This is a genomic window from Lactobacillus ultunensis DSM 16047, from assembly GCF_001436305.1.
GTDB classification, from domain to species: Bacteria; Bacillota; Bacilli; order Lactobacillales; family Lactobacillaceae; genus Lactobacillus; species Lactobacillus ultunensis.
The window spans coordinates 1-12,721 of sequence record NZ_AZFO01000019.1 but is presented as its reverse complement, the minus strand read 5'-3'; the positions used below and the strand labels follow the sequence as shown (position 1 = coordinate 12,721).

The following is a 12,721-nucleotide window of genomic DNA, read 5'->3' as shown; positions in this document are numbered from 1 at the left end:
AATAAAGCTCAGCATGTGCTGAGCTTTATTTTTTTATGAAAGGTAATATCGTGCAACAATTAAATCTTAAATTGCAGGATAATGAATGGCCAATGACCTATATTGATCATGATCGAAAAATAGTACGAGCAATAGTAATTGATAAAAAGTACAATTATTATTTTGTTAGAGCAAAACGTGATGACGATTTTGGAAAAGCAACATTGATCGAAACTTCAGGTGGCGGTGTTGAAGCTGGGGAGAATTTAGAAACGGCACTAAAACGTGAACTTAAAGAGGAATTAGGTGCTAAGGTTAAAATTATTTGCAAAATTGGTGTAGTTAGCGACTATTATAATTTGATTCATCGGCATAATATTAACAATTATTATTTGTGTGAAATTTTGTCTTTTGGCAATAAACATTTAACGAAGCAAGAGATTGAAGATTTTCATTTGTCGACTTTAAAAATGAAATATGAAAAAGCGGTTACTGAATATAAAAAGTGCGCTACTACTAAAGTTGGAAAATTAATTGGAGCACGAGAGTTACCAGTACTTAAGTATGCTAAAAAATTAATTGATAATCTTTAGCTTTAAAGTAAAGAAAGAGTAGTTTTAATGAGTAAATATAATCAACTGTGGCAATACATAAAAGATAATAAGACTGGCGATTTTGAATTATCTTTTGATGAAATAGGAAAAATTGCTGGTGTAGCATTGGATCACTCTTTTTTACGGTATAAAAAAGAATTGTCAGACTACGGTTTTGAAGTAAAAAAGATTTCACTTAAAAATAAAACAGTAAAATTTCACCAAATTTAGGAGAAAAAAGCATGGCTTACGATTTTAAAAAAGAAGAAAAAGAACTTTATCGTCCAGGTAAAAAGCCAACTATAATCGATGTGCCTCAAATGAACTATATTGCGGTTGAGGGTAAAGGAAATCCTAATATTGAAGGCAGTGAGTATAAGCAGGCAATACAATTACTTTACGGTATTGCTTATACCATAAAGATGAGCAAAATGGGAACTCATAAGATTTCTGGTTATTTTGACTTTGTTGTTCCACCTCTTGAAGGCTTTTGGTGGCAAGAGGGTGTAGAAGGCATTGATTATGCTCATAAAGAAAAATTTAGATTTGTATCTTGTATTAGAATGCCAGATTTTGTAACTCCGGAAGTATTTGAATGGGCTAAAGAGGAAGCAACAGCTAAGAAGAAGATGGATTTTTCAAAGGTTAAGTTAATTACAGTCAATGAAGGAAAATGCGTCCAGATTATGCATGTTGGCGATTATGATAGTGAGCCTGCTACTATTAAAAAAATGCATCAATTTATTGCTAAGGAAGGTCTAAAATTAGACTTTTCTGCTAGTCGTAGACATCATGAAATTTATCTGTCTGATCCACGACGGACTAAACGAGAAAATTTAAAGACAATTATTCGCTTGCCAGTTAGATGAAGATGTAAAAAGATATATTAATTTATTGTTAAGCTCAGTGATTTTTATTGCTGAGCTTTATTTTCGTTTGTTAAATCTTGATTCTTGCTGATTAATACTTGTGCTAACGCTTCAACGATGTACATTGCAGGTATCTGTGAAGACAGATCACAATATTTGAAGAGACGTTGTTTTTGTTCTTTGTAGGCCAACACATATTTACTAATATTGGCGATAGTACTGGTAGGATTACTGGTGATTGCAACTACTTGGTTATCTGGCCGCTTGGTACAATAGTTTAGTTGTTCAATTAACTCCTCAGTTTCGCCAGATACTGAAAAACATAAAATAGTGTTATTACTGGTATTTTCGAGTTGTTTATTTAACGGATAAAATGGGTCAGTAATAGGAAAGGCGTTAAAGCCTAATAAAGCCAATATTCTTGCAGCGTACATAGCAGTTGAGGCAGAATTGCCAATCCCTAGTAGAGGGATATTATCTGATTGATAAAGCAGATCGGCAACAAGGCGAATCTTATTTTCAATATCTGGAAGAAAATTATTTTGATTCACGAAAGTAAAAATATGACGAGTAGCTACTGTTTGATTAATATTCTTCAAGTAGGCTTTGAATTCAGGAAAACTACCAAATCCTAATTTATGAATAAAACGCATAACAGAAGAATTGGCAACGTGAGTTTGATTAGCTATGTCACGCACGCGCATATAAACTACTTTTTCTGGATTATTGACAACAAAACGATAAACTGTTAATTCAACATCAGATAATGACGAAAGGTCAGTGAAATTAAAAAGAGCCATGATTATTACCTTTTCTCATAAATATATACTTTTATTATAAAGAACAATGTGTTCGATGAAAAGAACACGCACCTTAATTCTTAGTTATTACCAGATAGGCTTGAAACTATTGCCCTCCTTTAAGCGCTTACATAAAATAGAAAGTGATTTGAGATACGAGGGGGAAAAATCGTGAATAGTCTTCAAAAGTTTTTAGATAAATTCTTGGCACCCGTTGCTAAATGGATGGGGAACAACCTGTTCTTTTCATCATTAGCTGATGCCTTTATGAAGGTTACGCCTATTACTTTAGGTGGTGCCTTTGTACTGTTGATTGGTAATTTTCCAATACCTGCATGGACAAATTTCTTACAAAAGATTGGTTGGGCTGTTCAGTTCAATGCTGCTCAAAATGCAACGATGAATGTATTGGCTTTATTCGTTGTCTTTAACTTTGCTTATGTATATGCGGAAAAATGTAAATATAATCCATTACCTGCTGGTTTATTAGCTGCTTCAAGCTTTATGATTCTGGCACCACAAGATTATATGGCTAGAGCTTTTGGCACGCATGCTAAATTAACTCAAATAACCGCTTTTGGTACAAATTATCTTGGCTCATCTGGTATGGTCGTAGCCATTCTAGTTGGTTGGGTAGTAGGCATGTTGTATGTCTTTTTAAATAAGAAGAACATCGTAATTAAATTGCCAGAGAGTGTTCCACCTAATGTTGCGGCTTCACTCCAACCATCATTAATTGCTGGAATTATTTTAGTAATTATGATTTTGGTAAGAGGTGCATTTTCTTACACTAGCTTTGGAAATGTTTTTGATTGTATTACCAAGTTGGTTCAAACACCACTACAAACATTTACTGCTTCACCAATCAGTATTATTGCTATTTACACTTTAGCTAATGTTTTATGGTTCTTTGGTATTCACCCTAACATGGTTTATGGTATTGTAATGCCAATTATTATTGCTAATGGTATTGTTAACCAAAATGCTTACAAGGCCGGTCAACCAATGCCATATGTAACAATGGCTATGCTTTCCGTAATTTTAAATAGTGCATTTGGTGACCAGGGAGCTACTATTGGTTTGATTATTTCAATATTCAGAGCAAAATCTGATCGGTATAAACAAATGTTAAAGTTGGCTGGTATTCCTGCGCTATTTAACATTAATGAACCATTGGTATTTGGGATGCCAATTATGTTGAACCCAGTATTCTTCCTGCCTATGTTGTTTGAACCTATTATTAATGGATTAGTAAGTTGGGGCTTGATTGATTTATTCCATGCCACGGTAAATCCATTCATTCAATTACCATGGACTATGCCAGGTGTTGTACAGGCATTCTTCTCAGGTGGTATTCCATTCTTTATTATCGCTGTAGTAGTTGTAGTTTTAAGTACTTTGATTTGGTTCCCATTCTTTAAGATTGCTGATAATAAGGCTGTTGCACAAGAACAACAAGATACTAAAAAGGCATAATTAATTAGAATACAATATTGATTCCTACAGAAAAAGCTTGAGTTATCTCAAGCTTTTTTAGTTATATTAAGTTTTTATTTTTAATTTTTATCCACCAGATATGTAAGAAGTAAGCAGAGGTGAATGACATAATCCAAGTTAAAATCGAGGTACCAAACAAAGTTAAGATTGGATGAAATTCAGCGTGATATTGCATGTTAAGTCCGCGCCAAACCAGTTGATTCCAGAAGACGTTGGATAGATATGCACGATAAGCATATGTAGCTAAAAAGTGAAATGCTTTTAGACTAGTTTGTGAGTTTTTCTTTACTTGATGCAAGCAAAATGCAGAAACAAGGGCGATTACAGCTAAACAGTAAAGCGTCATTGATGGTTTGTAGTAAGGTGCATTGTTGAAGTTGATAGGATGACCAAACTTTTGCAATTCAATATTAGTCCAGATAAAACAGGTAATGAATGCAAGAGAGATTAACCACCAGAACTTTGTGACTAGTTGATTGTAATAGCTTCTTAATTGCCAAGCTAATACGCCGTAAACTCCATAGATAAAGAAGGAGATAAACACACGGTCAAGTAAATACCAATCATGTTCGTGGATACCATGGAAAACGTAATAGTCGTAAAAATATAGCCAGGCAAAATAAAGAATAAACGTAATGACAGCGACTAAAATCCCACGTTTAGCATTCTGCCCAACATACCGACTAATAGCCCAAAAAAGCGGCATTAGAATGATGAATTGAAGCATCATTGTGTTGTACCACAAGTGTGGTGCTGCATTACCGTTGATAAAGTGCCAGCAGAATGAGCCGAAATCGTGGAATCGATTGACTTGTTGCACCCACGGCATCCCTAATAAGTAGATTAACGTCCACCAAATAGTGGGTACAAACAGGTTAGACCAATTAGCCCGCATATGCTTTTGGTAAGAGAAACTGCCTTGTTCATCATTGCTGCGAATCGTGGTATATAAAATACCAAAAATGAAGGCGGGAGCCGTATACTTGACTAAATTGTAGAAAACTCCAAAGATGTCCTGTGTTGGATTGGGTTGATTAAGTCCCATAATCATCGACATAATCGGCTGCGACATAACTGCTGTACAGGCAAAAACTTTTAAGTAATCGCCGATATCAGCAATATTGTATGTTTTAGATTTATATTGTTTCATTTGAGTACTCTTTTCTTTTGAATTGTGAGATCCAAAAGAAGTTCAACTCTAATTTAAATGGATTTTTTGAAAAATGCAATGAATTATTTGGGCTCAGAATTTCGTTCTTCCAAAAAGACATTGGCTATTTCATTACTAAAAAGTCTTTGGGAATCGGTTAAATTATTGTGTGGCGTATTTAGATAAATAGTTCGATAGGGTGGATCAGGTACAATGTGAGCTTTTTTAATATTTTTGGAATCAAAACTATGCCAACTAATTGCAGGTACGAACCCAATTCCTAAGCCATTTACAATCAATTGTCGGACAGTAGCCGGTTCATCTGATTGATATTGATAATTAAGCTTGATTTTTTGTGCAGTTAGAAATTGATCAATCGTTTGCTGTAATTCTGTTTCACTATCTAATCCGATGAAAACAAATTGGTTGAGATCTTTGGTTTTAATAAAATCTTTGTTAGGTAATAGTCCCTTTTTAGCACCGATCATGATTTCTTCAGTTATGATCGGGATGCTGTTAAAATGGGGGATTTCTTCTGTAGAAATAATGAAGTCGAATTGTTCTAAATCCTTTGCAAAACTATTTTTTTGGTGAATGTTAAGACTAATGTTAGGCAAAACATCTTGCATTCTCAAAACTATTTTTGAAATTAATGGAGACGCAACGGTAAATAAAACATTAAGAGGCTGTTCATCAATGTTCTTAGAGTTTTGTACTGCTTTAATTCCTCGATTTAATAAATTTAGGCTATCCGATACATAAGAGTAGAAAAGTTTCCCCTGTTGATTCAGCTGAATGGTTCTTCCTTCGCGGTCGAATAGCTTCACGCCAATCTCGTTTTCTAGTTGCTTAATGGTTTTACTAACGGCAGATTGACTGACGTAAGCTTCTTTAGCTGCTTTAGTGATTGAACCTAAAGAAGCAACTTCTATGAAATATTTAAGAGTAGTTAAATTCAATTTGTTTCCTCACTCATAACTATTTGGTTAAGTATTATTCTATTTATATATTATAAATTGTCATCAAAACGTTTTAAACATAAAAAATGTGAGGTCCAAAGAGGTGATTGTTTTGCGAAGCTTATGGTTATTTCCCGGTCAAGGTGGACAAAAGGCTGGGATGTTAAAAAATGTTGATTCTGAATTAAAAGATCAGGTAGAAAAATGGACCAAAGTAAAATTACTTGATACTCAAGAAGGCTATCAAGATTCTGTGCAAATTCAATTAAGTATTTTGCTTTTACAAATTGATCAAATAGAGCAATTAAAGAAATTGCACTGGCAGCCAACTTTAGTTGCCGGACATTCATTAGGAGTGTTTGCAGCGGCATATGCGGCTGAAGTAATTGAGAAAAAAGATCTTTTTCGTTTAGTTGCTCTTAGAGCTAAGTTAATGCAACAGTCTTATCCCGAAGGATATGGGATGGGAGTTGTCGTAGGACTTAGTCGTTTAGAAGCTAAGAAATTAGCTGAACAAGTATTTACAGAAAGTGATCCAGTTTATTTATCTAATCAAAATTCAGAGTTGCAAAATACCTTTTCAGGGAAAATCACCGCAATCAAAAAAGTTTTAGCACTAGCTAAAGATAATGGAGCATCTAAGGCTAAGCTGCTGCGTGTACCTAATCCTTCTCATTCACCATTAATGAAAAAAGCGGCTGAGCAATTGAACCAGTTTATTGGTCAATTAAAATTACATCAACCTAACTGTATTTACCTAGCTAATTACAATGGTCATGCCGTTAGGAATTTGAAAGAAGTAGTTTTTGATTTAGGCAACAACTTAGTTTATCCAGTGCTGTGGGAAACGATGATGCAAATTGCACTTGAATATCAACCTACAGTTAGTTGTGAGTTTTCACCTGGTTCAGCTTTTACCAAATTGTTGAAAGCTAAGACAGATCAATTACATATGGTCACATTGTCACAAATATCAATCGATGATGCTGACTACTTGTTTAATAAATGGGAGAAATAAAAATGGCAGAAACAAAAAATTGGCACACGCATCGTGATGCCAAGAATGCTCGCTTAGCAAGTATAAGTTCTTTGTTGGATGGAAAATTTGCTAAAACCGAAGATGTAGTTAAAGTTTTAAGCAATTTAATCAAACCTGGCGATAAGGTTGTACTTGAGGGTGATAATCAGAAACAAGCATCCTTCTTGTCAGAAGCTTTGACTAAAGTCGATCCTGAACGTGTTCATGATCTGCATATGATTATGTCGAGTATTTCACGTCCAGAGCATTTGGATATTTTTGATTTGGGTATTGCTTCAAAGATGGATTTTTCATTTGCCGGTCCTCAAAGTACTCGAGTATCTCAAATGATTGCAGATGGAACAATGATAGTTGGCGATATCCATACTTATTTGGAATTATTTGGTCGTCTATTCATTGACTTGATTCCAAATGTAGTGTTAGTAGCTGCAGATAAAGTAGATAAAGAAGGTAATCTGTACACAGGCTTTAATACTGAGGAAACACCAACAATTGTTGAAGCTGCAGCTTTCCATGATGGTATCGTAATTGTTCAAGCAAATGAAGTTGTTGACAAGGTTCCACGCGTTGATATTCCAGGTGACTGGGTTGATGTTGTAATTCCTGCTGATAAGCCATATCAATTGGAGCCATTATTTACAAGAGATCCACAAGCTATTACAGAATTGCAAATTTTAATGGGAATGATGGCAATTAAAGGTATTTATGCTAAGCACCATGTACAAACTTTGAATCACGGTGTTGGTTTTAATACCTCTGCAATTGAACTTTTGTTGCCAACTTATGGTGAACAACTGGGCTTAAAGGGTAAAATTTGTCGCAACTGGGAATTAAATCCAACTCCAACTCTGATTCCTGCTATTGAAAGTGGCTGGGTTCAATCTATTCACTCATTTGGTGGTGAAGTAGGAATGGAAAAGTATATTGCTGCACGTCCCGATGTTTTCTTTGTTGGTAAAGATGGTACGATGCGTTCCAACCGTGCTTTAGGACAAGTAGCTGGCCAATATGCACTAGACATGTTCGTAGGCTCCACTTTGCAGATTGATCAATGGGGCAACTCTTCAACTGTAACCAACGGTCGTTTATCTGGTTTTGGTGGTGCGCCTAATATGGGATCTAATCCTACTGGTCGTCGTCACTCAACGCCAGCATGGCAAAGCTTGAAGCCAGACGACGATCCATTGGCTAAAGGCCAAAAACTGGTAGTTCAAATGGTTGAAACTTTTGGTGCAAACAAGAAACCTGTCTTTGTCGACCACTTGGATGCAGAAGAAGTAAGAAAAGAAGCTAAGCTTGCTAATGTTCCAATTATGATTTATTCAGAAGATACGACGCATATTGTAACTGAAGAAGGAATAGCTTACCTCTATAAGACTGATAGCATGGAAGAAAGAAAAGCCGCTATTGAAGCTATTGCTGGTGTAACTCCAGTTGGTTTGCGTTCAAATCCTGAAAAAGTGAAGGATTTGCGTGAAAGAGGCATTGTCGCTTTGCCAGAAGACTTAGGTGTTCGCCGTGAAGATGCAAAACGTTCCTTGCTTGCTGCTCAAACTATGGATGATCTTGTAGAGTGGTCACATGGTTTGTATAATCCACCTGCAAAATTTAGATCTTGGTCATAATTTGAGGAGGAAAAGAATCATGGAAAAATTACACTTTGAATATAAAAACTCTACTCCTGTTAAGGAGTTTGCACATGTTGGCGTTGTTACCTCTGGTGACCTTGAAATCTTGGTTTATCCGACAGATGGTGAAAAAACCACTTTAGATATTGTTACTGGGAGCGATGGCTTTAAGAAAATTTGGCAAAATGTGTTAGACCGCTTTTTTGCCCGTTACCCATTAAATGGTAAATTCATTATTCATGACTTTGGCGCAACTCCGGGTGTGGTAAATTTACGTTTGACTCAAGCAATGGAGGCATTGAAAGATGAAAGATAGTTTTGTTGAATTAAATGGTCGTCAGCGTGCTTTTGCATTGGTTGACTCAAACTCTGGTCGTGAAATTGTTGGTCCAGAATATGATATGATTTCACCACACCTAGAACCACAAAATATTGTTCCTGAAAGTGATGACGGTGTTATCGTTGTTAAAGGTACCTTGGATGGTAAACAAGTAGTCATCATTTCAATTGAAGGCAAATTCCAAGGCGGTGGTATTGGTGAAGTCTCAGGTGCTAAGATTGTCGCCACTCTTGAAGAGGCCTTAGAAGATAATAAAAATGGCAATACCATTTATCCAATTATTGTTCTCGATACTGGTGGTGTTCGTCTGCAAGAGGCTAACTATGGCTTGTTATCTATCTCTGAGATTCAAAATGCAGTTATTGCTTTAAAGAAGTATGTTCCAGTTATTGGGGTAGTTCCTGGACGAGTTGGTAGTTTCGGTGGTATGTCAATTACTAGTGCGGTGTTGTCTTACCTCATTACTACTGCCAAGGCACGTGTAGCTTTAAACGGCCCAGAAGTTATTGAGCAAGAAGCAGGTGTCCGCGAGTTTGATTCTAGCGATAAGGATTTGATCTGGAATACTTTAGGTACGAAGCAAAGAGTCAAAACTGGCATTGTTGATGAAGTTGTCAAAGACAATATCGCTACTATTAAAGAATCAATTTCAAATGCTATCGATCAGAAAAAGGATGCTCATCGGACAGATCGAGCAGATTTCTATTTAACCTTGTTTGATAAGATTGATTTTAACAAACCATTGAATACAGAAGAATATCGTAAAGTATACAGCGAGACTCAAGCGGTTAAGCATGATATTTCAGCTACTGTATCTGGTGAAAAGCCGGGAACTAAGAGTAGAGGACGCTTATGGTTTGAAAAATTAACCGGAATAAAAAATGCAACATCAAAGTATTCTACAGTTTTAGCTGCTGAAGTTGATGGCAAAGAATATATTGCAATTGTTCCGGATGAAAATAATCGTTTCCCAAGAGTTAGACATGGTGAAGTAGGTCTACAAGAAGGATTTGTCATTTCAAAGATTGTGAATAAGATTGTAGACGAGGATCAAGACAAAAAAGTTAAACGACCAATTATCCTGATTGTTGATGTGCCTAGTCAAGCATATGGCTATAAAGAAGAGCTGATTGGTATCCATATTGGCTTAGCTTCAAGTGCAGCAGCTTATGCTAGAGCTCGTCAAGCTGGGCATCCCGTTATCGACTTCATCCCTGGGGATGCTGTCTCAGGTGGTTTCTTAGCTCATGGTTTGCAATCTAATCGCATGATTGCATTAGCTGATAAGTCTATTACTATTCAAGCTATGTCTAAAGCTTCTGCTGCAAGAATTACTCAAAGAACAATTTCAGAATTGGAAGAAGCTACCAAGCATGTTCCAGCAATGGCTTATGATATCTTTAACTATGAAAAACTAGGTGCTTTGTATAAATTGGTTCACGATGTTTCTTCTTGGGATGCAAATGATGATGCAGTTAAGAAAGTTCATGAATTGATTGATGAAGCAATTGAAAGTACTAAAGATCAACCAACTGACCTTCATTTCCGCTATGAAACACCTATTGCAATTGAGAGTGGACGTAACTTTTGCTCATGAAGATGACTTAATATTAGAAAAGAATCCTTTACCTGAATGGGCAAAGGATTCTTTGTCTAAAGCAAAAATAGTTGTAGTCAGACGAGGAAATTTAAAAAATAACCTGATTCCTATTGGAATTAGAGGAAAGCAAAAGAATCAACGTTGGGGCTGTTTTTTACCAAAAGACAAAATATTGAAGCACTATCATCCCGACTATTTTATTGCACATCAGTCATGGAGAAATTTACCTCATGATAGACAAGCAATGCTTGCTTTTCAGGCATTAGTTAAAATAGTCCCCTTGTTGACTAAGTTGCGTTGGGGAGTGTCAGGATCTTTAGTGTATGAAATGGCCACTGGAATAGAAATGGTTCATCAAACAAGCGATATAGACATTATTGCTTGGAAAGTAAAGCCGATGAGTATCAAGCAAGCTCAGCTTTTACTCAAGCAGTTGAATCAGTTTAATGTGCATGCGGATATGCAAGTTGTTAACCGAGATCGCGGTTTTGCTCTTGAGGAATATGCGATGAATAGGGATGCACAAATCTTAATAAAAACTAATGCTGGACCACAGCTAAGCGCTGATCCATGGCATTATATCGAAGAAGGATAGCATGTTTTTTAAAACGGATGATGGGGTTAAACTTAATTATCATATCTATGGTTCAGGACGACCAATTATTCTAATTGCAGGTTTTGGCGGCTATCAAGAAATTTGGACTGCTCAAGTAGACTATTTAACTCACATGGGATATCAAGTAATAACTTATGATCATAGAAATATGGGACGAAGTGAGCGGACGTCTAAAGGACACACTTTAAAGCGCCTTACTGAAGATATATTAGAATTAAGTGCTGCTTTAGATATTTCAAGTGTTGCTTTGATTACTCATTCGATGGGTAGTAGTATATTGTATAATTTATTGGCTGTTAAACCAGAACTGATAAAATTAGGCATAATTATTGATCAGAGTCCATATATGTTAAATACTGCTGATTGGCCGTATGGTTTTATGAATTATACGCCAGATAATTTTGTTAGTGAGATCAAGAAAACTCCCCAGGTTCATGAAACCATCAATGGAATTTCATCCCAAGTAGCTGGCAAACTATCGTTTGTTAAAGTTAAATATCCTTTTAGTCGTAAGTCTAATCTGGATTTATTAAGAGATCATGTTCAATTAGACTGGCGTGAGGTAATAAAAAGAGAAAAGCGACCATTGATGGTGATTGCAGCCAAGTCCAGTCCATATTATGATTGGCATTTTGGTCAATGGATGAAAGCACAAAATGATAAGATAGAAACAGTTGTATTAGAGAATACCGGTCATGATATTATGGCTGAAGTTCCTCAAAGAACTAATCAATTGATACGTCACTTTTTACTAAAAAATCGGTACTTAGCCAGAGAATGAGGGAATGTATGGCACCACACGAAATTGCGCAGAATGCTGAAAAAGCACTTTTATATGAAGTTGTTACTAATCCAAAACCAGGATTGGTTGATCCCGTAGATAATGGCCCACATCCTGATATGAATGTATATTTATTTATCAATAGTAGCTTGAGCTTGGATGATTATTTTGAAGAAGCCGCTAAAATTGGTTATAATTTTGACAATAATGATTTAAGACAAATGTTTATCTTATTACGTCAAGCTGGAATTAAAGCAGAAAAGAGTATGTTCAAAGCTACTCAAAACATTAACACGCACAAAGGTGCAATCTTTTCCTTAGGATTGTTTGTCTGTGCAAGTAGTTATTGTCAAAAGCATTCTGATATTGATGAATTTACCGTAATTCAAGCAATGACACGTGGTTTAGTTAAACACGATTTAGGTCAAAAAAATGAAACCGCAGGTGAACGTCAATTTCTGAAATACGGTAAAGGTGGAGTACGTGCTGAAGCGGAAGCAGGATACCCGTTGGTGAAGGAGATTGCTTTGCCGTTTTTAGCCCAAACGACAGGTGACTTGAATACGCGTTTGTTAGATACGCTGATGAAAATTGTTAGTCAAATTGAAGATTCAAATTTAATCAAACGTGCCGGTGGTATCGAAGTTATTCAATGGGCACATAAGCAGGCGGAGAAGTATTTAACTTTAGGTGGTTATCAAACTGAAAATGGTAAAGAATTTCTTCTAAATTTAAATCAGATATTTAAAAAGAGGAATTATAGTCTTGGTGGCAGTGCTGACTTATTAATTATTACTATTTTTATGGCTTTACAAAAAGATATTATTTAGAAAAAGCGTCGTTCTAAATGATACAATCCCACTAAAGTGG

14 protein-coding genes are annotated in these 12,721 nt (G+C 35.8%); 11 read left to right on the top strand and 3 right to left on the bottom strand.

Annotated features, from left to right (window positions below):
* Window positions 1-35 precede the first annotated feature (35 nt).
* Genes FC57_RS06495 through FC57_RS06485 form a run of 3 tightly spaced genes read left to right on the top strand, consistent with a single transcriptional unit; the run spans window position 36 to window position 1,441 of the window.
* Entirely contained in the window at window positions 36-572 is a 537-nt protein-coding gene (locus tag FC57_RS06495) for an NUDIX domain-containing protein (RefSeq protein WP_007126593.1), read from the top strand.
* Window positions 573-599: 27 nt separating this feature from the next.
* Window positions 600-803: a hypothetical protein gene (locus FC57_RS06490; RefSeq protein ID WP_007126592.1), complete on the top strand. Its 204-nt coding sequence runs from the start codon at window positions 600-602 to the stop codon at window positions 801-803.
* A gap of 11 nt (window positions 804-814) precedes the next feature.
* Window positions 815-1,441 carry a GyrI-like domain-containing protein gene (locus tag FC57_RS06485; protein WP_007126591.1) on the top strand — a complete coding sequence of 209 codons (627 nt, stop codon included), beginning with the start codon at window positions 815-817 and terminating at the stop codon, window positions 1,439-1,441.
* A 44-nt stretch (window positions 1,442-1,485) separates the two neighbouring features.
* Here the strand turns inward: FC57_RS06485 and FC57_RS06480 are convergent, their stop codons facing one another.
* Entirely contained in the window at window positions 1,486-2,241 is a 756-nt protein-coding gene (locus FC57_RS06480) for a MurR/RpiR family transcriptional regulator (protein ID WP_007126590.1), read from the bottom strand.
* A gap of 171 nt (window positions 2,242-2,412) precedes the next feature.
* Here FC57_RS06480 and FC57_RS06475 point away from each other — a divergent pair, with 171 nt between their 5' ends.
* Complete coding sequence (locus FC57_RS06475) at window positions 2,413-3,717, top strand: PTS sugar transporter subunit IIC (RefSeq protein ID WP_007126589.1); 1,305 nt, start codon at window positions 2,413-2,415, stop codon at window positions 3,715-3,717.
* 61 nt (window positions 3,718-3,778) lie between these two features.
* On the opposite strand, the gene FC57_RS06470 is transcribed toward FC57_RS06475, so the two are convergent.
* Both FC57_RS06470 and FC57_RS06465 read right to left on the bottom strand, forming a co-directional pair.
* A complete protein-coding gene (locus tag FC57_RS06470) occupies window positions 3,779-4,888 on the bottom strand; it encodes an acyltransferase family protein (RefSeq protein WP_007126588.1) in 1,110 nt (369 codons plus the stop codon).
* An 83-nt stretch (window positions 4,889-4,971) separates the two neighbouring features.
* Window positions 4,972-5,847, bottom strand: a complete 876-nt coding sequence (locus FC57_RS06465) for a LysR family transcriptional regulator (RefSeq protein WP_007126587.1) — start codon at window positions 5,845-5,847, stop codon at window positions 4,972-4,974.
* Window positions 5,848-5,950: 103 nt separating this feature from the next.
* On the opposite strand from FC57_RS06465, the gene FC57_RS06460 reads away from it, so the two are divergent.
* The 7 genes from FC57_RS06460 to FC57_RS06430 are packed head-to-tail and all read left to right on the top strand — an operon-like array spanning window position 5,951 to window position 12,681.
* The gene (locus tag FC57_RS06460; RefSeq protein ID WP_236695711.1) at window positions 5,951-6,865 is read left to right on the top strand and encodes an acyltransferase domain-containing protein; all 915 of its coding nucleotides are present in this window, start codon (window positions 5,951-5,953) and stop codon (window positions 6,863-6,865) included.
* A 2-nt stretch (window positions 6,866-6,867) separates the two neighbouring features.
* Window positions 6,868-8,511: a malonate decarboxylase subunit alpha gene (mdcA, locus tag FC57_RS06455; RefSeq protein ID WP_040529820.1), complete on the top strand. Its 1,644-nt coding sequence runs from the start codon at window positions 6,868-6,870 to the stop codon at window positions 8,509-8,511.
* A 19-nt stretch (window positions 8,512-8,530) separates the two neighbouring features.
* The gene (locus tag FC57_RS06450) at window positions 8,531-8,830 is read left to right on the top strand and encodes a malonate decarboxylase subunit delta (RefSeq protein WP_007126584.1); all 300 of its coding nucleotides are present in this window, start codon (window positions 8,531-8,533) and stop codon (window positions 8,828-8,830) included.
* Entirely contained in the window at window positions 8,820-10,451 is a 1,632-nt protein-coding gene (gene mdcD / locus FC57_RS06445; RefSeq protein ID WP_007126583.1) for a biotin-independent malonate decarboxylase subunit beta, read from the top strand. Before FC57_RS06450 ends, mdcD begins: the two co-directional genes overlap by 11 nt.
* Window positions 10,429-11,049 carry a malonate decarboxylase holo-ACP synthase gene (locus FC57_RS06440; protein ID WP_236695710.1) on the top strand — a complete coding sequence of 207 codons (621 nt, stop codon included), beginning with the start codon at window positions 10,429-10,431 and terminating at the stop codon, window positions 11,047-11,049. Before mdcD ends, FC57_RS06440 begins: the two co-directional genes overlap by 23 nt.
* Window position 11,050: 1 nt before the next feature.
* Window positions 11,051-11,851, top strand: coding sequence for an alpha/beta fold hydrolase (locus FC57_RS06435; protein WP_007126581.1), 801 nt, complete (start codon window positions 11,051-11,053; stop codon window positions 11,849-11,851).
* A gap of 8 nt (window positions 11,852-11,859) precedes the next feature.
* Window positions 11,860-12,681: a triphosphoribosyl-dephospho-CoA synthase gene (locus FC57_RS06430; RefSeq protein ID WP_040529817.1), complete on the top strand. Its 822-nt coding sequence runs from the start codon at window positions 11,860-11,862 to the stop codon at window positions 12,679-12,681.
* Window positions 12,682-12,721 lie beyond the last annotated feature (40 nt).

Coding starts and splice junctions, on each gene's coding strand:
- FC57_RS06490 (WP_007126592.1), top strand. CDS start 600: ATGAGTAAATATAATCAACTGTGGCAATACATAAAAGATAATAAGACT.
- FC57_RS06495 (WP_007126593.1), top strand. CDS start 36: ATGAAAGGTAATATCGTGCAACAATTAAATCTTAAATTGCAGGATAAT.
- FC57_RS06485 (WP_007126591.1), top strand. CDS start 815: ATGGCTTACGATTTTAAAAAAGAAGAAAAAGAACTTTATCGTCCAGGT.
- FC57_RS06430 (WP_040529817.1), top strand. CDS start 11,860: ATGGCACCACACGAAATTGCGCAGAATGCTGAAAAAGCACTTTTATAT.
- FC57_RS06435 (WP_007126581.1), top strand. CDS start 11,051: ATGTTTTTTAAAACGGATGATGGGGTTAAACTTAATTATCATATCTAT.
- mdcA (WP_040529820.1), top strand. CDS start 6,868: ATGGCAGAAACAAAAAATTGGCACACGCATCGTGATGCCAAGAATGCT.
- mdcD (WP_007126583.1), top strand. CDS start 8,820: ATGAAAGATAGTTTTGTTGAATTAAATGGTCGTCAGCGTGCTTTTGCA.
- FC57_RS06450 (WP_007126584.1), top strand. CDS start 8,531: ATGGAAAAATTACACTTTGAATATAAAAACTCTACTCCTGTTAAGGAG.
- FC57_RS06470 (WP_007126588.1), bottom strand. CDS start 4,888: ATGAAACAATATAAATCTAAAACATACAATATTGCTGATATCGGCGAT.
- FC57_RS06480 (WP_007126590.1), bottom strand. CDS start 2,241: ATGGCTCTTTTTAATTTCACTGACCTTTCGTCATTATCTGATGTTGAA.